Below are 13451 nucleotides of genomic sequence, written 5' to 3' on the forward strand. Positions count from 1 at the left end.
AGTCACGCTGGAATTGGATTTACCCGGGTTGCTTCTGGGAACTGCCGGAGTCGACGGGGGCGATGGCGCCACGCACGTTGCCGAATAGCTGGATGACCCGGGTGACATTGTTGTAGTTCATACCGCTGGCCGTCATGATCGACTGGCCGCGCTGAAGTTTAACCGGCTTTTCCGTCTCGATCACATCGTCGTTCACGAGCACGCGGAAATGCGAGGAATCGGCCTGCATTCTCGGGTCGCCAAAACCCGCGTCGCGCACGATACGCGCGTTGTCGTACAGATCGACGATCGACGCGTCGCCGTTCACCGTGCCCCGGTCGCCCGTCGCCGTGACGACGGGTTTGCCCGGCTGGAACGCACGGATGGCGGGCATGGTGAGGTCGCTCACTTCGTTATCTTCGTAGTGGACGAGCTTCGACGCGGTGAGGCGGTATTGCGTTGCGCCCGACTGGTCGAGTTCGGATATCGAAAAGTTATCCGCGAAATAGTCCGGCGTGTGCTGTTTCGGCCTGACCACGCCTTCGTCCTGGCGCGGCAGCGTAGCCTGCAGCAGCCAGTACGTGACGCCGGCGAGCGCCGCCATCGCGACGAGCGGGATCAGCGAGGTCCAGCGAAACTGGTTCATCCGACAAGGCCTCGCTGCACCTCACCGCTGCATGCGGCGGCGAGCAGCGCGTCATAGCGGCCTTGCGCGCGCAGCAGCGCGTCGCACACTTCGCGCACCGCGCCGTGGCCGCCGCGCGCTTCGCTGACCCAGTGCGCACGGGCGATCACTTCGGGATGCGAGTTTGCCGGTGCGGCCGCGAAGCCGACTTTCAGCATCACGGCGAGATCGACCCAGTCGTCGCCCATGTAGCCGCATTCTTCCGGCGTGCGGCCCGTTTCCTTCAGCAACGCTTCAAATGCCGCGAGCTTGTGCTCGACGCCCTGATACACATGCGTGATGCGCAGATTTTCCGCGCGCTTTTCGACGATGCCCGACTTGCGCCCCGTGATGATCGCCGTGTCGATGCCTGCCTCGCGCAGCAGCTTGGCGCCGTGACCGTCCATCGAGTTGAAGGCCTTCATCGTGTCGCCTTCGGCCGTAAACAGCAGGCTGCCGTCGGTGAGCACGCCATCGACGTCGAAAATCATCAACTTCACGCGGCTTGCGCGTTCGGCTGCGGTCAGGGCGGTGGCCATCAGATCACCTTCTTCGAAAACAGATCGTGCATGTTGAGTGCGCCGATCAGCTTGCCTGCTTCATCGACGACGAGCATCTGATTGATCCGGTGGCGCTCCATCAGTTCCACGGCTTCGACCGCGAGCCGGTCGGGACCGATCGTGCGCGGGCCGTGCGTCATCACGGAGCTGATTGACAGCGCGCGGAAATCGCCGTCGCGCTCGAGCACGCGGCGCAGATCGCCGTCGGTGAAAATGCCTTTGACGCGCTCATTTTCGTCGACGATGGCCGTCATGCCCATGCGCTTGGCCGTCAGCTGGAACAGCGCGTCGCGTACGGTCGCGTCCGACAGCACCTTCGGCACCTGGTCGCCCGTGCGCATCACGTCGCGCACGTAGGTGAGCAGACGCCGGCCCAGCGCGCCGCCGGGATGTGAGCGCGCGAAATCGTCGGCGCCGAAGCCGCGCGCTTCGAGCACGGCAACGGCGAGCGCATCGCCGAGCGCGAGCGCAGCCGTGGTGCTGGCCGTCGGCGCGAGATTCATCGGGCACGCTTCCTTTTCGACGCCGCAGTACAGATGCACGTCGGCGATCGTGGCGAGGCTCGAACCGGGGCGGCCCGTCATCGCGATCATCTTCGCGCCGAGGCGCTTGACGAGCGGCAGGATCGCAACCAGTTCCTCCGATTCGCCGGAATTCGACATGCCGATGAAGACGTCGTCGGCCGTCACCATGCCGAGGTCGCCGTGGCTGGCTTCCGCGGGATGCACGAAGAACGCGGGCGTGCCCGTGCTCGCGAGCGTCGCTGCGAGCTTGCGCGCGATATGACCGGATTTGCCGATGCCGGACACGACCACACGCCCGCGGCAGCCGAGAATGAAGTCGATTGCTTCGAGGAACGCATCGTCGAGATGATCGCGAAGCGAGCGCACGGCTTCTGCTTCGATGTCCAGCACGTCGCGAGCGAGCGCAAGTGCCCGGTCGCCATTGATTTTCGCTATCATCCGGGGAGTATAGCAAAGGCGCTTGTTCGCCGCGCCGGGAACGACCTTTCCGGACATTGCCTTCACGGGCCCCTGAACCTTGCTGCGCGGGCGTTTGCGCGTGGCTCCGCCGACGAACCAGGATGCTCTCTTCCATGCGCTTTTGCCGATGATTTCCCCGCTCGAAATGACGCTGTTCCTGCTGCTGGCTTCAGTGGTGGGCGTCGTCGTGTTCCGCTATCTGAACCTGCCGCCGATGCTGGGCTATCTGTCCGTCGGGATCGTGGTGGGGCCGCACGCGTTCGGCATCGTGCCGGATTCGGTCGGCGCGCAGAACCTCGCCGAATTCGGCGTCGTGTTCCTGATGTTCTCGATCGGGCTGGAGTTCTCGCTCGCCAAGTTGCGCTCGATGCGCCGGCTCGTCTTCGGCCTCGGCCTGTTGCAGGTGCTCGGCACGATTGCCGTCGCGGTCTCGCTCGGCTTCGTATTCGAGCGCTGGGTGCATATCTCGTGGCAGGCGAGCGTCGCGCTGGGCGGCGCGCTCGCGATGTCGTCGACGGCCATCGTCAGCAAGATGCTCGCGGAGCGGCTCGAAATCGAAACCGAGCATGGCCGTAATATCTTCGGCGTGCTGCTGTTCCAGGATCTGGCCGTGGTGCCGTTGCTCATCATCATCGCGGCGCTCGGCGGCAACTCGGAAGACCTGATGGCGGCGCTCGGCATCGCGTCGATCAAGATCGTGATCGCGCTGGCGCTGCTGCTGATCGTCGGCCAGAAGTTCATGACGCGCTGGTTCAACGTGGTCGCGCGGCGGCGCTCGCAGGAACTGTTCATCCTGAACCTGCTGCTCGTCACGCTCGGCGCTGCGTTCATCACGGATAAATTCGGCCTGTCGCTCGCGCTCGGCGCGTTCATCGCGGGCATGCTGATCGCCGAGACGCCGTACCGGCATCAGGTGGAAGAGGACATCAAGCCGTTTCGCGACGTGCTGCTCGGTCTGTTCTTCGTGACGACGGGCATGCTGCTCAATCCGATGGTGATCTGGCAGCATCCCTTGATCGTGCTGGCGTTCCTGATTGGCCCGGTGCTGCTGAAAGCGGTGATGATCACGGGGCTCGCGCGCCTGTTCGGCGCGACGCCGGGCGTGGCGATGCGCACGGGCATCGGGCTCGCGCAGGCGGGCGAGTTCGGTTTCGTGCTGCTCAATCTGATTCTCGACAAACATCTCGTCGACGCGACGCTGTTGCAGGCCATTCTCGCCGCGATGCTGCTGTCGATGCTCGCCGCGCCGTTCATGATCCAGAACGCCGACCGTCTCGTGCTGCGCGTGTCGTCGACGGAATGGATGATGCAATCGCTGCAGATGACGCGTATTGCGACGCAAAGTCTCAAGCAGAGCGGCCACGTGATCATCTGCGGTTACGGCCGCGCCGGGCAGAACCTTGCGCGCATGCTGGAACACGAAGGCCTTTCGTACGTCGCGCTCGACCTCGATCCCGACCGCGTCGCGGCGGCGGCTGCGGCGGGCGAGTCGGTCGTGTTCGGCGACGCCGGGCGGCGGGAGTCGCTGCTTGCTGCGGGTATCCATCGCGCGGCGACCGTCGCGATCACCTATGCGAACACGCCGTCCGCGCTGCGCGTGCTGCACAACATCCACGAGCTCGAACCGACGCTGCCCGTGATCGTGCGAACCGTCGATGACTCCGACCTCGAAAAGCTGCTCGCCGCAGGGGCGACGGAAGTGATTCCGGAGATCGTCGAAGGCAGCCTGATGCTCGCGTCGCACACGCTGGTCGTGATGGGCGTGCCGATGCGGCGCGTCGTGCGGCGTGTCGAGGAGCTGCGCGACGAGCGTTATAGTCTGTTGCGCGGCTACTTCCACGGCGCGGACGACGTCGATGACGACGACGGTCACGAGCAGGTGCGGCTACAATCGGTGCCCGTCGACGAAAAGGCGGATGCCGTCGGACGCACGCTCGAAGAGCTCGGGCTGTTCGATCTGGGCGTCGAAGTCACGGCGATTCGCCGGCACGGTATACGCGGCGTCGAGCCCGATCCGTCGACCAAGCTGCGCGCAAGCGATATCGTCGTGCTGCGCGGCCTGCCCGAGGCGCTGGCCGAAGCGGAAGAGCGTTTGTCGAAGCATCGGCGCGCGGGCGCGGCAGCGGCCTGACGCTTGCTGTCATTTCACCGTAGATCACGCCGCGCGCGGTTCGCCACGCTAGACGAACGCGCGCTGCATTCAAGCAATTCACTGGAAATATCAGGGTCTTGACGGACCCGTCTGGAGTCATCATGTCCAACGCGCCTGCGAATCAGCCTTTCGATCCGGCCGATTACATCAACAGCCAGATCCGCACGGTGCCCGACTGGCCGCAGCCCGGCGTGCAGTTCCGCGACATCACGCCGCTTCTGCAAAACCCCAAAACGCTGCGCGTGCTGATCGATCTGTTCGTGCAGCGCTATATCGACCAGAGGCTCGACTATGTCGCGGGGCTCGATGCGCGCGGCTTCATCATCGGGCCGATTCTCGCGTACGAGCTGAACCTCGGTTTCATCCCGATCCGCAAGGTCGGCAAGCTGCCGTACAAGACCGTGTCCGAATCGTACGAACTCGAATACGGCACGGCGACTGTCGAGATTCATGAGGACGCCTGCAAGCCGGGCGACCGCGTCGTGATCGTCGACGATCTGATCGCAACGGGTGGCACGATGATGGCGGGCAAGAAGCTGCTCGAGCGTCTCGGGGCGACGGTGATCGAAGGCGCGGCGATCGTCGATCTGCCCGATCTCGGTGGCTCGAAGCTGCTGCGTGAAGCCGGCCTGCCGCTTTTCACCGTCACGACGTTTGGCGGCCATTGATTCCTTTGCACGTCTCTGTGTACGTCCCTTCGAACGGAGCTTAAGCGGATGCCAAACTTCCTGCTCTTCCTCGCGACGTCGATCGCGATCACGTTCGCGCCCGGTCCCGACAATCTGCAGGTTCTCGCGCGCGGCATTTCGCAGGGACGCGCAGCGGGCTTCGTCGCGGCACTCGGTTTCGCGGCGGGTATTTCGTTTCACACGACGCTCGCCGCGCTCGGCATCGCGGCCGTGCTGCGTTCGTCGCCCGTTGCGTTCGAGGTCCTCAAGCTCGCGGGCGCCGCCTATCTGATCTGGATCGGCATCAAGGCGTTGCGCAGCAAAGGTCTTGCGACGGCGCACGAGCGTCCGCCGCAACCGCTCGCGTCGATCTTCCGTCAGAGCGTGATCGGCAACATGCTGAATCCGAAAGTAACGTTGTTCTTCGTCGTGTTCCTGCCGCAATTCGTCGATCCGCATGGCGCGCAGGGCGTCACGTTGCAGATGCTCGAACTGGGCGCGCTGTTCATGTTGCAAACGGTCGTCGTGTTCTCGCTGTTCGGCGTGTGCGCCGGCATGATCGGCGGATGGCTCAAGCGCCGGCCGCGCGTAGGCGTGTGGCTCGACCGGCTCGCGGGCGCGACCTTCATCGCGATCGGCATTCGCGTCGCGCTGCGCGATTGATTCATCGCGCTCAATTCAACACGCTGTCTGGAGTTTTCATGTCTTTGCCTTGCATCGTCGCCGCGCGCCGTTTCGATCCTGCCTTGCATGTTCCGTTTGTGATCGACGGCGAGCGAGTCGGCTGGTTTCGCGCGAGCGACGTGCCGCTGCTCCAGCGCTGGCCCGATGTGTTTGACATCGACACGCAGCGCGTGGCGCTTTCCCCGCAGTTCGGCACCGTCGATCTGCGCAGCGCGGCGCTCGGCTCGGTGATCGGCGCGCTTGCCGCCGAGGGCCGCATTCCTGGCTGGCGCGATGAAACGTATGCGATCCGCAATGCCTTCGATGCGCCGCCCCTCGCTTATATCGAGCGTGCGGCGTCGCGCTTTTTCGGCACGATGACGTACGCGGTGCACCTGAACGGCGTCGTAGAATATGCGGATCGCGCGCCGCAGCTATGGATCGCGCGCCGCAGCGACACGAAGGCAACCGATCCCGGCATGCTCGACAACGTCGTCGCGGGCGGCATCGGCTGGGGCTTCAGCCTCGCCGAGACTATCGTCAAGGAGTGCTGGGAAGAAGCGGGCATTCCGGAAGAGATCGCCGCGCGCGCTGTGGCCGGACGCACCGCGCATGTGCTGCAATCGCTGCCCGAAGGCACGCAGGCCGAGCAGATCTTCATCTACGACCTCGCGTTGCCTGAAGACTTTGCGCCGCGCAATCAGGACGGCGAAGTCGGCGAGCATCGGCTGGCGCGCATCGAAGATGTCGCGCAGGCGATCGAAGAAGGCGCGATGACAGTCGATGCAAGTCTCGCGACACTCGATTGTCTGTTGCGCCGCCGCTGGATCGACGAAGATGCATGCGAAGGCATCGAAGCGCTATTCGCACCGCCCGTTCTCGCCTGACGACGCGACTTGACGTACACCACGAAACACGCACTGAAGAAGGGAGTCACCGAGGTCATGTCGACCGAACACAGCTTTATTCTCAAACTGTCGTGCGCCGATCGGCCCGGCATCGTTCACGCCGTGTCGGGTTTTCTGTTCGAGCGCGGCAGCAACATCCTCGACTCCGCGCAATTCGGCGACAGCCACACGGGTGAGTTTTTCATGCGCGTCCACTTCCAGCAGGTGGGCGGCGATCCCGGCCTCGACGCGCTGCGCGCTGCGTTCACGACACTCGCCGAGCAGTTCGGCATGCGCTGGGAACTGCACGACGCGAACGAGAAGCCGCGCGTCGTGCTCATGGTGTCGAAGATCGGCCACTGTCTGAACGATTTGCTGTTCCGCTATCGCACGGGGCAACTGAACATCGAGATTCCCGCCATCATCTCCAATCACAAGGAGTTCTATCAGCTCGCCGCCAGCTACGACATTCCGTTCCATCACTTCCCGCTGACGTCGAAGGACGCAAAGGCGCAGCAGGAAGCGCGGGTGCTCGAAGTGATCGACGAGTGCAAGGCGGATCTGGTCGTGCTCGCGCGCTATATGCAGATTCTGTCGCCGGAACTGTGCGAACGGCTGGCGGGACGCGCGATCAACATTCACCACTCGTTCCTGCCGAGCTTCAAGGGCGCGAAGCCATATTACCAGGCGTTCGATCGCGGCGTGAAGCTGATCGGCGCGACTGCGCATTACGTGACGACGGATCTCGACGAAGGCCCGATCATCGAACAGGAAGTGGAGCGCGTCGATCACAGCATGACGCCGGATCAACTGACGGCGATTGGCCGCGACGTCGAATGCGTGACGCTTGCGCGCGCGGTGAAGTGGCACGTCGAGCATCGTATCGTGCTGAACGGCAGCAAGACGGTCGTGTTCCGCTGATACTGCTTGCCTTGATTGAAACCGGCGCGTGTCATGATCGGCAGCGCCGGTTTTTTATTTGGCGAAGCGGATGATGCGTCAGCGCGAAGCCGCGCTTTCCGTCTGCGTCTGAACGACCCGCGTTTTTGTCTTGCGTGCGCTCGATGCCTGGCGGCGCGCGTTCATCTTCTTCAGCCAGATCAGCAGACCCGTGGCGCTCAGCACGGCGACCATCACGCCGACACAACTGATCAGGATTCGCCCGCCCGTGCCGAGAATACGCCCCGAATGCAACGGGAATTGCGCCTGCATGAAGAGGTCGCCCGCCGTTCCCTTGCCGGGAATTTGCGCGCCTAGCGGCTGGCCGGTTTGCGCGTTCCAGTATGTCCACGCGTTGCCGAGACCGCCGTCGCCGTGGTCGTCGCCGGCGCCGAAATAGCCGATGCCGTACACGTGGAACATCGGTGCGTAGTAGATCGCGCCCGGCGGCGCTTCGATGTGCTTGTCCGCGCGTGCCTGCACCGCCTTCTTCAGGATCGCTTCGCGTGCGATCGGAGCTTCGTTCGGCTTTGCGTTGGGCAGCAACGACGGATCGGTGAACGGCGTGGGCGTGAGCGTCGAGAAGAACTTGACGACCGGCTGCACGACAGGCGCCGAGAGGTTCATCGATACCGACGTCACCGCCATCATCAGCAGCAAACCCCAGATCCAGACGCCGCCCGAGCGGTGCAAGTCGAACGTGAGCGCGTAGCCGCCGCGCCGCACACGAAACGCAAACGACTTCTTCCACGCCTTCATGCTCGGGAACGACAGCACGAGGGCAATCACGCTATCGAAAATCCACACGATCCCGACCATCCCCATCAGCCACGTGCCGATGTCGATGCCGCCCGTGAACGGCAGGAACAGCGTGTAGTGCAGCTTGTAGATGAACGGCATCAGATTGAGCCGCGCGATGGACAGCGCCCCCCATTCACGGCGGCTCTGGATTGCGCCTGTCGCGGGATCGACGGCGATCTGGTTGAAGTCGAGCGTGTACGGCTGGTTCGTTTTCGGGTCAACGCGCGGCAGCACCATCATCTGCAACGCATGGCCCGGTTCGACGGAGAGCGGCAGATAGGTCACCTCGAGGCGCGGATCGCCCGCTTCGACGCGGCGCGCGAGTTCCAGCGACGGCAGCGGCCGTGCGTCGCTGCGCGCATAGAAGAAGGTCGGATTGAGCATCGCGTCGAGTTCGTGATCCCACGCGATCAGCGCGCCCGTGAGTCCCGCGACGAACAGAAACAGCGCCGTTCCGATGCCGAACCATCGATGCAGACGCACGAGCACGGGTCTCATGCGCAGCTCCCGTCGACGATGACGGCCGTGGACGGCGGAAAAATGACGGACATGACGGCGCGATGCCTTGCGAATAAGAATGATTCGCATCTTATGGGGCGAACGAGGATGCCGCAAGAGCTTCGTAAGGACGGGAGATGTTTATTTCTGTGCGTGCGACGGTCGGCGCGGTGCCGTCAATGAGATCGTACGGTTGTGCGACAAAATGACGCAGATGCCTTTTCAACGCACTTTCTTTGCGTCGCGGATATGAAAAAGGCGACCTCAGGCCGCCCTTTGTGCTCGTGCGCTCGCCCTTCGTAGCGTTAAACCAACCGCAGATAGATCAGTTCGCGCTTGATGTACGCGTAGAAGATCGGCGCAGCGATCACGCCCGGAATGCCGAACGCGGCTTCCATCACGAGCATGGCGATCAGCAGTTCCCACGCGCGCGCCTCGATCTGTCCGCCGATGATGCGGGCGTTGAGGAAATACTCGAGCTTGTGGATGAGGATCAGGAAGATCAGCGCCGTCACAGCAGCCGGAAAGCTCACCGAAAGCGCCACGGCCACGATCAGCGTGTTCGAGATCAGATTGCCGATCACAGGCAGCAGGCCGACGATGAACGTGATGATCACGAGCGTCTTCGCCATCGGCAGCGGCGCGTGAAAGAGCGGCAACAGCAGCAACAGGAAAATGCCCGTGAACACGGTGTTGATCGCCGAGATCTTCACCTGAGCGAACACGATGCGGCGGAACGCGTCGGCAAAACGGCTGACACGCGTGATGAAGGCTGTGGACAGCGGCAGCCGCTGCATATGCCGGGTCGCGCCGACCGCGATGATCGCGCCGATGATCATGCCGATCAGCACATGCGTGAAGATGCGCGCCGCGTTCTTGCCGCCTTGCGACAGCGTGCTCGCGTGCGTCTGCATCAGCACGGCGGCCTTTTCCTTCATCTGCTCGGTGGAAACGGGCAGGTTCTGCGCGACGAATTGCGGCAGACGGCCGCGCGCCTGATCGATCAGCGACATGGCCTGGTCGAGCAGCTTCTGCACGCTGGGCACGTCCTTCTCGAAGTGTTCGATGATGGCGACGGTGAAGCCTGTGAGGGCACCGACTATCACCGCCGAGAGAATCACCACCGCGAGCCAGCGCGCGCGCCCGCTCGACATGTGCTTTTCGATGCGGGGCGCGAGCGTGTGGACGAGCTGGTACACGAGCATACCGGCGAGCAGCGCGCCGAGCAGCCTGAGTTCGAGCACCGCCCACATCGCGACGAGCGCGACGATGTAGCTGCCGATTTCGACCGCCGACAGTTTCGGCAGGCTCATGTCGCTGGTCAGCCTGACCGGGCGAGGGCGCAGATCCTGCACCTGCCCGTCATCACGGGCCGGATTACGCTTGGCCATGGCTTTCTATAGTCTCCAACCTCAGGTTTTGACGCTCGGCTTGCCGGCTTTCGCCCGTGCCTTGCCCGTTGCTCTTGCTGTTCCTGCCGCTGGTTTCGCTGTCGATTTCGATGCCGGTTTCGGCGCATCTGCGGCAACGGCCTTTTTCGACCTTGCCGGTTTTACGGCCGGTTTCGCCGATTCTGCAGCGCCTTCGATGACAGTTGCCTCCGCTTCCTCGTCAGATTCTTCGCTGTCCACCTGCTTCGCATTGTCCGCGCCTGCTGCCGCTTCGTCTGCCGCCTTGTCGCGCTGCAACAGCGGCGCGAGGTAGCGTCCGGTAAAACTTGCCTTCGACTTCGCAATCTGCTCCGGCGTGCCTTGCGCGATGATCTGACCGCCGCCGGCGCCGCCTTCGGGGCCGAGATCGATGACCCAGTCGGCAGTTTTTATCACATCGAGATTATGCTCGATGATGACCACGGTATTTCCTTGATCGCGCAACCGATGGATCACTTCCAGCAACAGCGCGATATCGTGGAAGTGCAAACCCGTGGTCGGCTCGTCGAGGATATACAGTGTGCGACCCGTATCGCGCTTGCTCAGTTCCAGCGACAGCTTCACGCGCTGCGCCTCGCCGCCCGACAGCGTGGTCGCCGACTGGCCAAGCCGGATATAGCCCAGACCGACATCGAGCAGCGTTTTCAGCTTGCGCGCGACGACGGGCACCGCCTTGAAAAAGTCGTATGCGTGCTCGACCGTCATCTCCAGCACTTCGCTGATGTTCTGGCCTTTGTAGAGAATGTCGAGCGTTTCGCGGTTGTAGCGCTTGCCGTGACAGACGTCGCACGGCACGTATACGTCGGGCAGGAAGTGCATTTCGACCTTCAGCACGCCGTCGCCCTGGCACGATTCACAGCGCCCGCCCTTCACGTTGAACGAGAAGCGGCCGGGATCGTAGCCGCGTTCCTTGGCGGCGGGGACGCCCGCGAACAGCTCGCGGATCGGCGTGAAGAGGCCCGTGTACGTGGCGGGATTCGAGCGCGGCGTGCGGCCGATAGGCGACTGGTCGACGTTGATGACCTTGTCGAAATGTTCGAGCCCTTCGATCGCCTCGAACGGCGAAGGCTCGGCCGAGGAACCGTACAGATGCTGCGCGACGGCGTGATACAGCGTGTCGTTGATCAGCGTCGACTTGCCCGAGCCCGACACGCCCGTTACGCAGGTCAACAGACCGACGGGCAGATCGAGCGTTACGTGCTTCAGATTGTTGCCGTACGCCTCGATGATGCGCAGACGGCGTTCGTCGGGCTGTTTGCGGTCGTCGGGGAATTCGATGCGCCGCGCGCCCGCGAGATACTGGCCCGTCATCGACGCCGGGTCAGCCTGCACTTCGTCAGGCGTGCCTTCGGCGATCACCATGCCGCCGTGCTCGCCCGCGCCCGGCCCCATATCGACGACATAATCGGCCATGCGAATCATGTCTTCGTCGTGCTCGACGACGATCACCGAGTTGCCGAGATCGCGCAAATGCTTGAGCGTCGAGATGAGGCGGTCGTTGTCGCGCTGATGCAGGCCGATGGACGGCTCGTCGAGCACGTACATCACGCCCGTCAAGCCCGAGCCGATCTGCGACGCGAGACGGATGCGCTGCGCCTCGCCGCCCGACAGCGTTTCGGCGCTGCGTTCGAGCGACAGGTAATCGAGCCCGACGTTATTCAGGAACATCAGACGCGCGACGATTTCCTTGATGACCTTGTCGGCGATTTCGCGTTTCGCGCCTTCGAGCCGCAGCGTCTGGAAATAGCCGAGCGTGTCGCGCAGCGGCCAGCCGCTGACTTCGAAGATGCCGCGCGCGTCACTGTCCGCGCCGATTCGCACGAAACGCGCTTCGCGGCGCAAACGCGTGCCTTCGCACGACGGACACGCCTGGTTGTTCTGATACTTCGCCAGCTCCTCGCGCACCGCGACCGAATCGGTCTCGCGATAACGCCGTTCCAGATTCGGAATGATCCCTTCGAACACATGCTCGCGCACGGATGTGCGGCCGCGCTCGTTGATGTACGAGAACGGCACCGTCTGCTTGCCCGAGCCATACAGCAGGATCTGGCGGACCTTTTCGGGCAGGTCTTCGAACGCGGTGTCGATATCGAATTCGAAGAACGCCGCGAGGCTTTGCAGCATCTGGAAGTAGAACTGGTTGCGCCGGTCCCAACCCTTGACCGCGCCCGCCGCAAGCGACAGCGACGGATGCGCGACCACCCGCTTCGGGTCGAAGAACGTGATCTGGCCGAGGCCGTCGCACTCCGGGCACGCGCCCATCGGATTGTTGAACGAAAAAAGGCGCGGCTCCAGTTCCTGCAGCGAATACGAGCAGATCGGACACGCGAACTTCGAGCTGAACAGATGCTCTTTGTCGGTGTCCATTTCGAGCGCGATCGCGCGGCCATCGGCAAGACGCAGCGCGGTTTCGAACGATTCGGCCAGACGCTGCTTCGCGTCGGCGCGCACCTTCAGACGGTCAACCACCACGTCGATGGTGTGCTTGTCGTTCTTTTTCAACTGCGGCAGCGAGTCGACTTCGTAGATTTTCGCGACGCCTTCGTTCGCCGTGCCGCCGCCCGAGCGCACGCGAAACCGGATGAAGCCTTGCGCCTGCATGTCTTCGAACAGCTCCGTGTGCTCGCCTTTGCGGTTCGCGACGACGGGCGCGAGGATCATCAGCCGTGTGTCTTCGGGCAGCGCGAGCGCGGCGTCCACCATCTGCGAGACGCTTTGCGCCTCCAGCGGAATTTCGTGGTCCGGGCAGTAAGGCGTGCCGACACGTGCGTAAAGGAGTCGCAGGTAGTCGTGGATTTCGGTGACCGTGCCGACCGTCGAGCGCGGGTTGTGCGAGGTGGCTTTCTGCTCGATCGAAATGGCGGGCGACAGACCCTCGATCAGATCGACGTCCGGCTTTTCCATCAGTTGCAGAAATTGCCGGGCGTACGCGGACAGGCTCTCCACATAGCGGCGCTGGCCCTCGGCGTAGAGCGTGTCGAAGGCGAGCGACGATTTGCCCGAGCCGGACAAGCCGGTAATCACGACCAGCTTGTGACGCGGCAGGTCGAGATTGACGTTCTTCAGGTTGTGGGTCCGAGCCCCACGGATACGGATTTGTTCCATGAACCGGCGGGAAGAGGAGAAGGCTAAACCTGCTACTATAACGACTTTTCCAGACCGCCGTTACGGCTTCCTGACAGTGCGCAAACGGCGCGCTGACAAAGACGAAAGCGTCGTTTTTTCGC

The 13451-nt window shown here is 63.3% G+C and carries 11 protein-coding genes; 5 read left to right on the plus strand and 6 right to left on the minus strand.

The window, feature by feature from the left end; all coding sequences use genetic code 11:
* Positions 1-19 precede the first annotated feature (19 nt).
* The 3 genes from lptC to kdsD are packed head-to-tail and all read right to left on the minus strand — an operon-like array spanning position 20 to position 2165.
* Positions 20-625: an LPS export ABC transporter periplasmic protein LptC gene (gene lptC / locus C2L66_RS01840; protein WP_054929659.1), complete on the minus strand. Its 606-nt coding sequence runs from the start codon at positions 623-625 to the stop codon at positions 20-22.
* Entirely contained in the window at positions 622-1182 is a 561-nt protein-coding gene (locus C2L66_RS01845; protein ID WP_054929660.1) for a KdsC family phosphatase, read from the minus strand. The genes lptC and C2L66_RS01845 overlap by 4 nt, the downstream gene beginning before the upstream one ends.
* The gene (gene kdsD / locus C2L66_RS01850) at positions 1182-2165 is read right to left on the minus strand and encodes an arabinose 5-phosphate isomerase KdsD (protein ID WP_054929661.1); all 984 of its coding nucleotides are present in this window, start codon (positions 2163-2165) and stop codon (positions 1182-1184) included. Before kdsD ends, C2L66_RS01845 begins: the two co-directional genes overlap by 1 nt.
* 148 nt (positions 2166-2313) lie before the next feature.
* Between kdsD and C2L66_RS01855 the strand changes: the two genes are divergently transcribed.
* From C2L66_RS01855 to purU, 5 genes are all read left to right on the plus strand, one after another.
* Positions 2314-4317, plus strand: coding sequence for a monovalent cation:proton antiporter family protein (locus C2L66_RS01855; RefSeq protein ID WP_054929716.1), 2004 nt, complete (start codon positions 2314-2316; stop codon positions 4315-4317).
* A gap of 122 nt (positions 4318-4439) precedes the next feature.
* A complete protein-coding gene (locus C2L66_RS01860) occupies positions 4440-5006 on the plus strand; it encodes an adenine phosphoribosyltransferase (protein ID WP_054929662.1) in 567 nt (188 codons plus the stop codon).
* A 48-nt stretch (positions 5007-5054) separates the two neighbouring features.
* Positions 5055-5669, plus strand: a complete 615-nt coding sequence (locus C2L66_RS01865; RefSeq protein ID WP_054929663.1) for a LysE family translocator — start codon at positions 5055-5057, stop codon at positions 5667-5669.
* Positions 5670-5707: 38 nt separating this feature from the next.
* On the plus strand, positions 5708-6556 hold the full coding sequence (locus tag C2L66_RS01870; RefSeq protein ID WP_060599300.1) for an NUDIX hydrolase: 849 nt from the start codon (positions 5708-5710) through the stop codon (positions 6554-6556).
* Positions 6557-6613: 57 nt separating this feature from the next.
* The gene (gene purU / locus C2L66_RS01875) at positions 6614-7477 is read left to right on the plus strand and encodes a formyltetrahydrofolate deformylase (protein WP_035987621.1); all 864 of its coding nucleotides are present in this window, start codon (positions 6614-6616) and stop codon (positions 7475-7477) included.
* 78 nt (positions 7478-7555) lie between these two features.
* On the opposite strand, the gene C2L66_RS01880 is transcribed toward purU, so the two are convergent.
* From C2L66_RS01880 to uvrA, 3 genes are all read right to left on the minus strand, one after another.
* Complete coding sequence (locus tag C2L66_RS01880; protein WP_060599299.1) at positions 7556-8794, minus strand: PepSY-associated TM helix domain-containing protein; 1239 nt, start codon at positions 8792-8794, stop codon at positions 7556-7558.
* A 305-nt stretch (positions 8795-9099) separates the two neighbouring features.
* Positions 9100-10185 (minus strand): AI-2E family transporter, encoded by a 1086-nt coding sequence (locus C2L66_RS01885; RefSeq protein WP_054929666.1) that lies wholly within the window; start codon positions 10183-10185, stop codon positions 9100-9102.
* Positions 10186-10206: 21 nt separating this feature from the next.
* Positions 10207-13329 carry an excinuclease ABC subunit UvrA gene (gene uvrA, locus C2L66_RS01890; protein ID WP_060599298.1) on the minus strand — a complete coding sequence of 1041 codons (3123 nt, stop codon included), beginning with the start codon at positions 13327-13329 and terminating at the stop codon, positions 10207-10209.
* Positions 13330-13451: the final 122 nt, after the last annotated feature.

The sequence above is a fragment of the Paraburkholderia caribensis genome (genome assembly GCF_002902945.1).
GTDB classification, from domain to species: domain Bacteria; phylum Pseudomonadota; class Gammaproteobacteria; order Burkholderiales; family Burkholderiaceae; genus Paraburkholderia; species Paraburkholderia caribensis.

What these genes read in the sequence shown, in the direction of transcription:
- lptC (WP_054929659.1), bottom strand. Translation starts at nt 625, where the DNA reads ATGAACCAGTTTCGCTGGACCTCGCTGATCCCGCTCGTCGCGATGGCG.
- C2L66_RS01845 (WP_054929660.1), bottom strand. Translation starts at nt 1,182, where the DNA reads ATGGCCACCGCCCTGACCGCAGCCGAACGCGCAAGCCGCGTGAAGTTG.
- kdsD (WP_054929661.1), bottom strand. Translation starts at nt 2,165, where the DNA reads ATGATAGCGAAAATCAATGGCGACCGGGCACTTGCGCTCGCTCGCGAC.
- C2L66_RS01855 (WP_054929716.1), top strand. Translation starts at nt 2,314, where the DNA reads ATGATTTCCCCGCTCGAAATGACGCTGTTCCTGCTGCTGGCTTCAGTG.
- C2L66_RS01860 (WP_054929662.1), top strand. Translation starts at nt 4,440, where the DNA reads ATGTCCAACGCGCCTGCGAATCAGCCTTTCGATCCGGCCGATTACATC.
- C2L66_RS01865 (WP_054929663.1), top strand. Translation starts at nt 5,055, where the DNA reads ATGCCAAACTTCCTGCTCTTCCTCGCGACGTCGATCGCGATCACGTTC.
- C2L66_RS01870 (WP_060599300.1), top strand. Translation starts at nt 5,708, where the DNA reads ATGTCTTTGCCTTGCATCGTCGCCGCGCGCCGTTTCGATCCTGCCTTG.
- purU (WP_035987621.1), top strand. Translation starts at nt 6,614, where the DNA reads ATGTCGACCGAACACAGCTTTATTCTCAAACTGTCGTGCGCCGATCGG.
- C2L66_RS01880 (WP_060599299.1), bottom strand. Translation starts at nt 8,794, where the DNA reads ATGAGACCCGTGCTCGTGCGTCTGCATCGATGGTTCGGCATCGGAACG.
- C2L66_RS01885 (WP_054929666.1), bottom strand. Translation starts at nt 10,185, where the DNA reads ATGGCCAAGCGTAATCCGGCCCGTGATGACGGGCAGGTGCAGGATCTG.
- uvrA (WP_060599298.1), bottom strand. Translation starts at nt 13,329, where the DNA reads ATGGAACAAATCCGTATCCGTGGGGCTCGGACCCACAACCTGAAGAAC.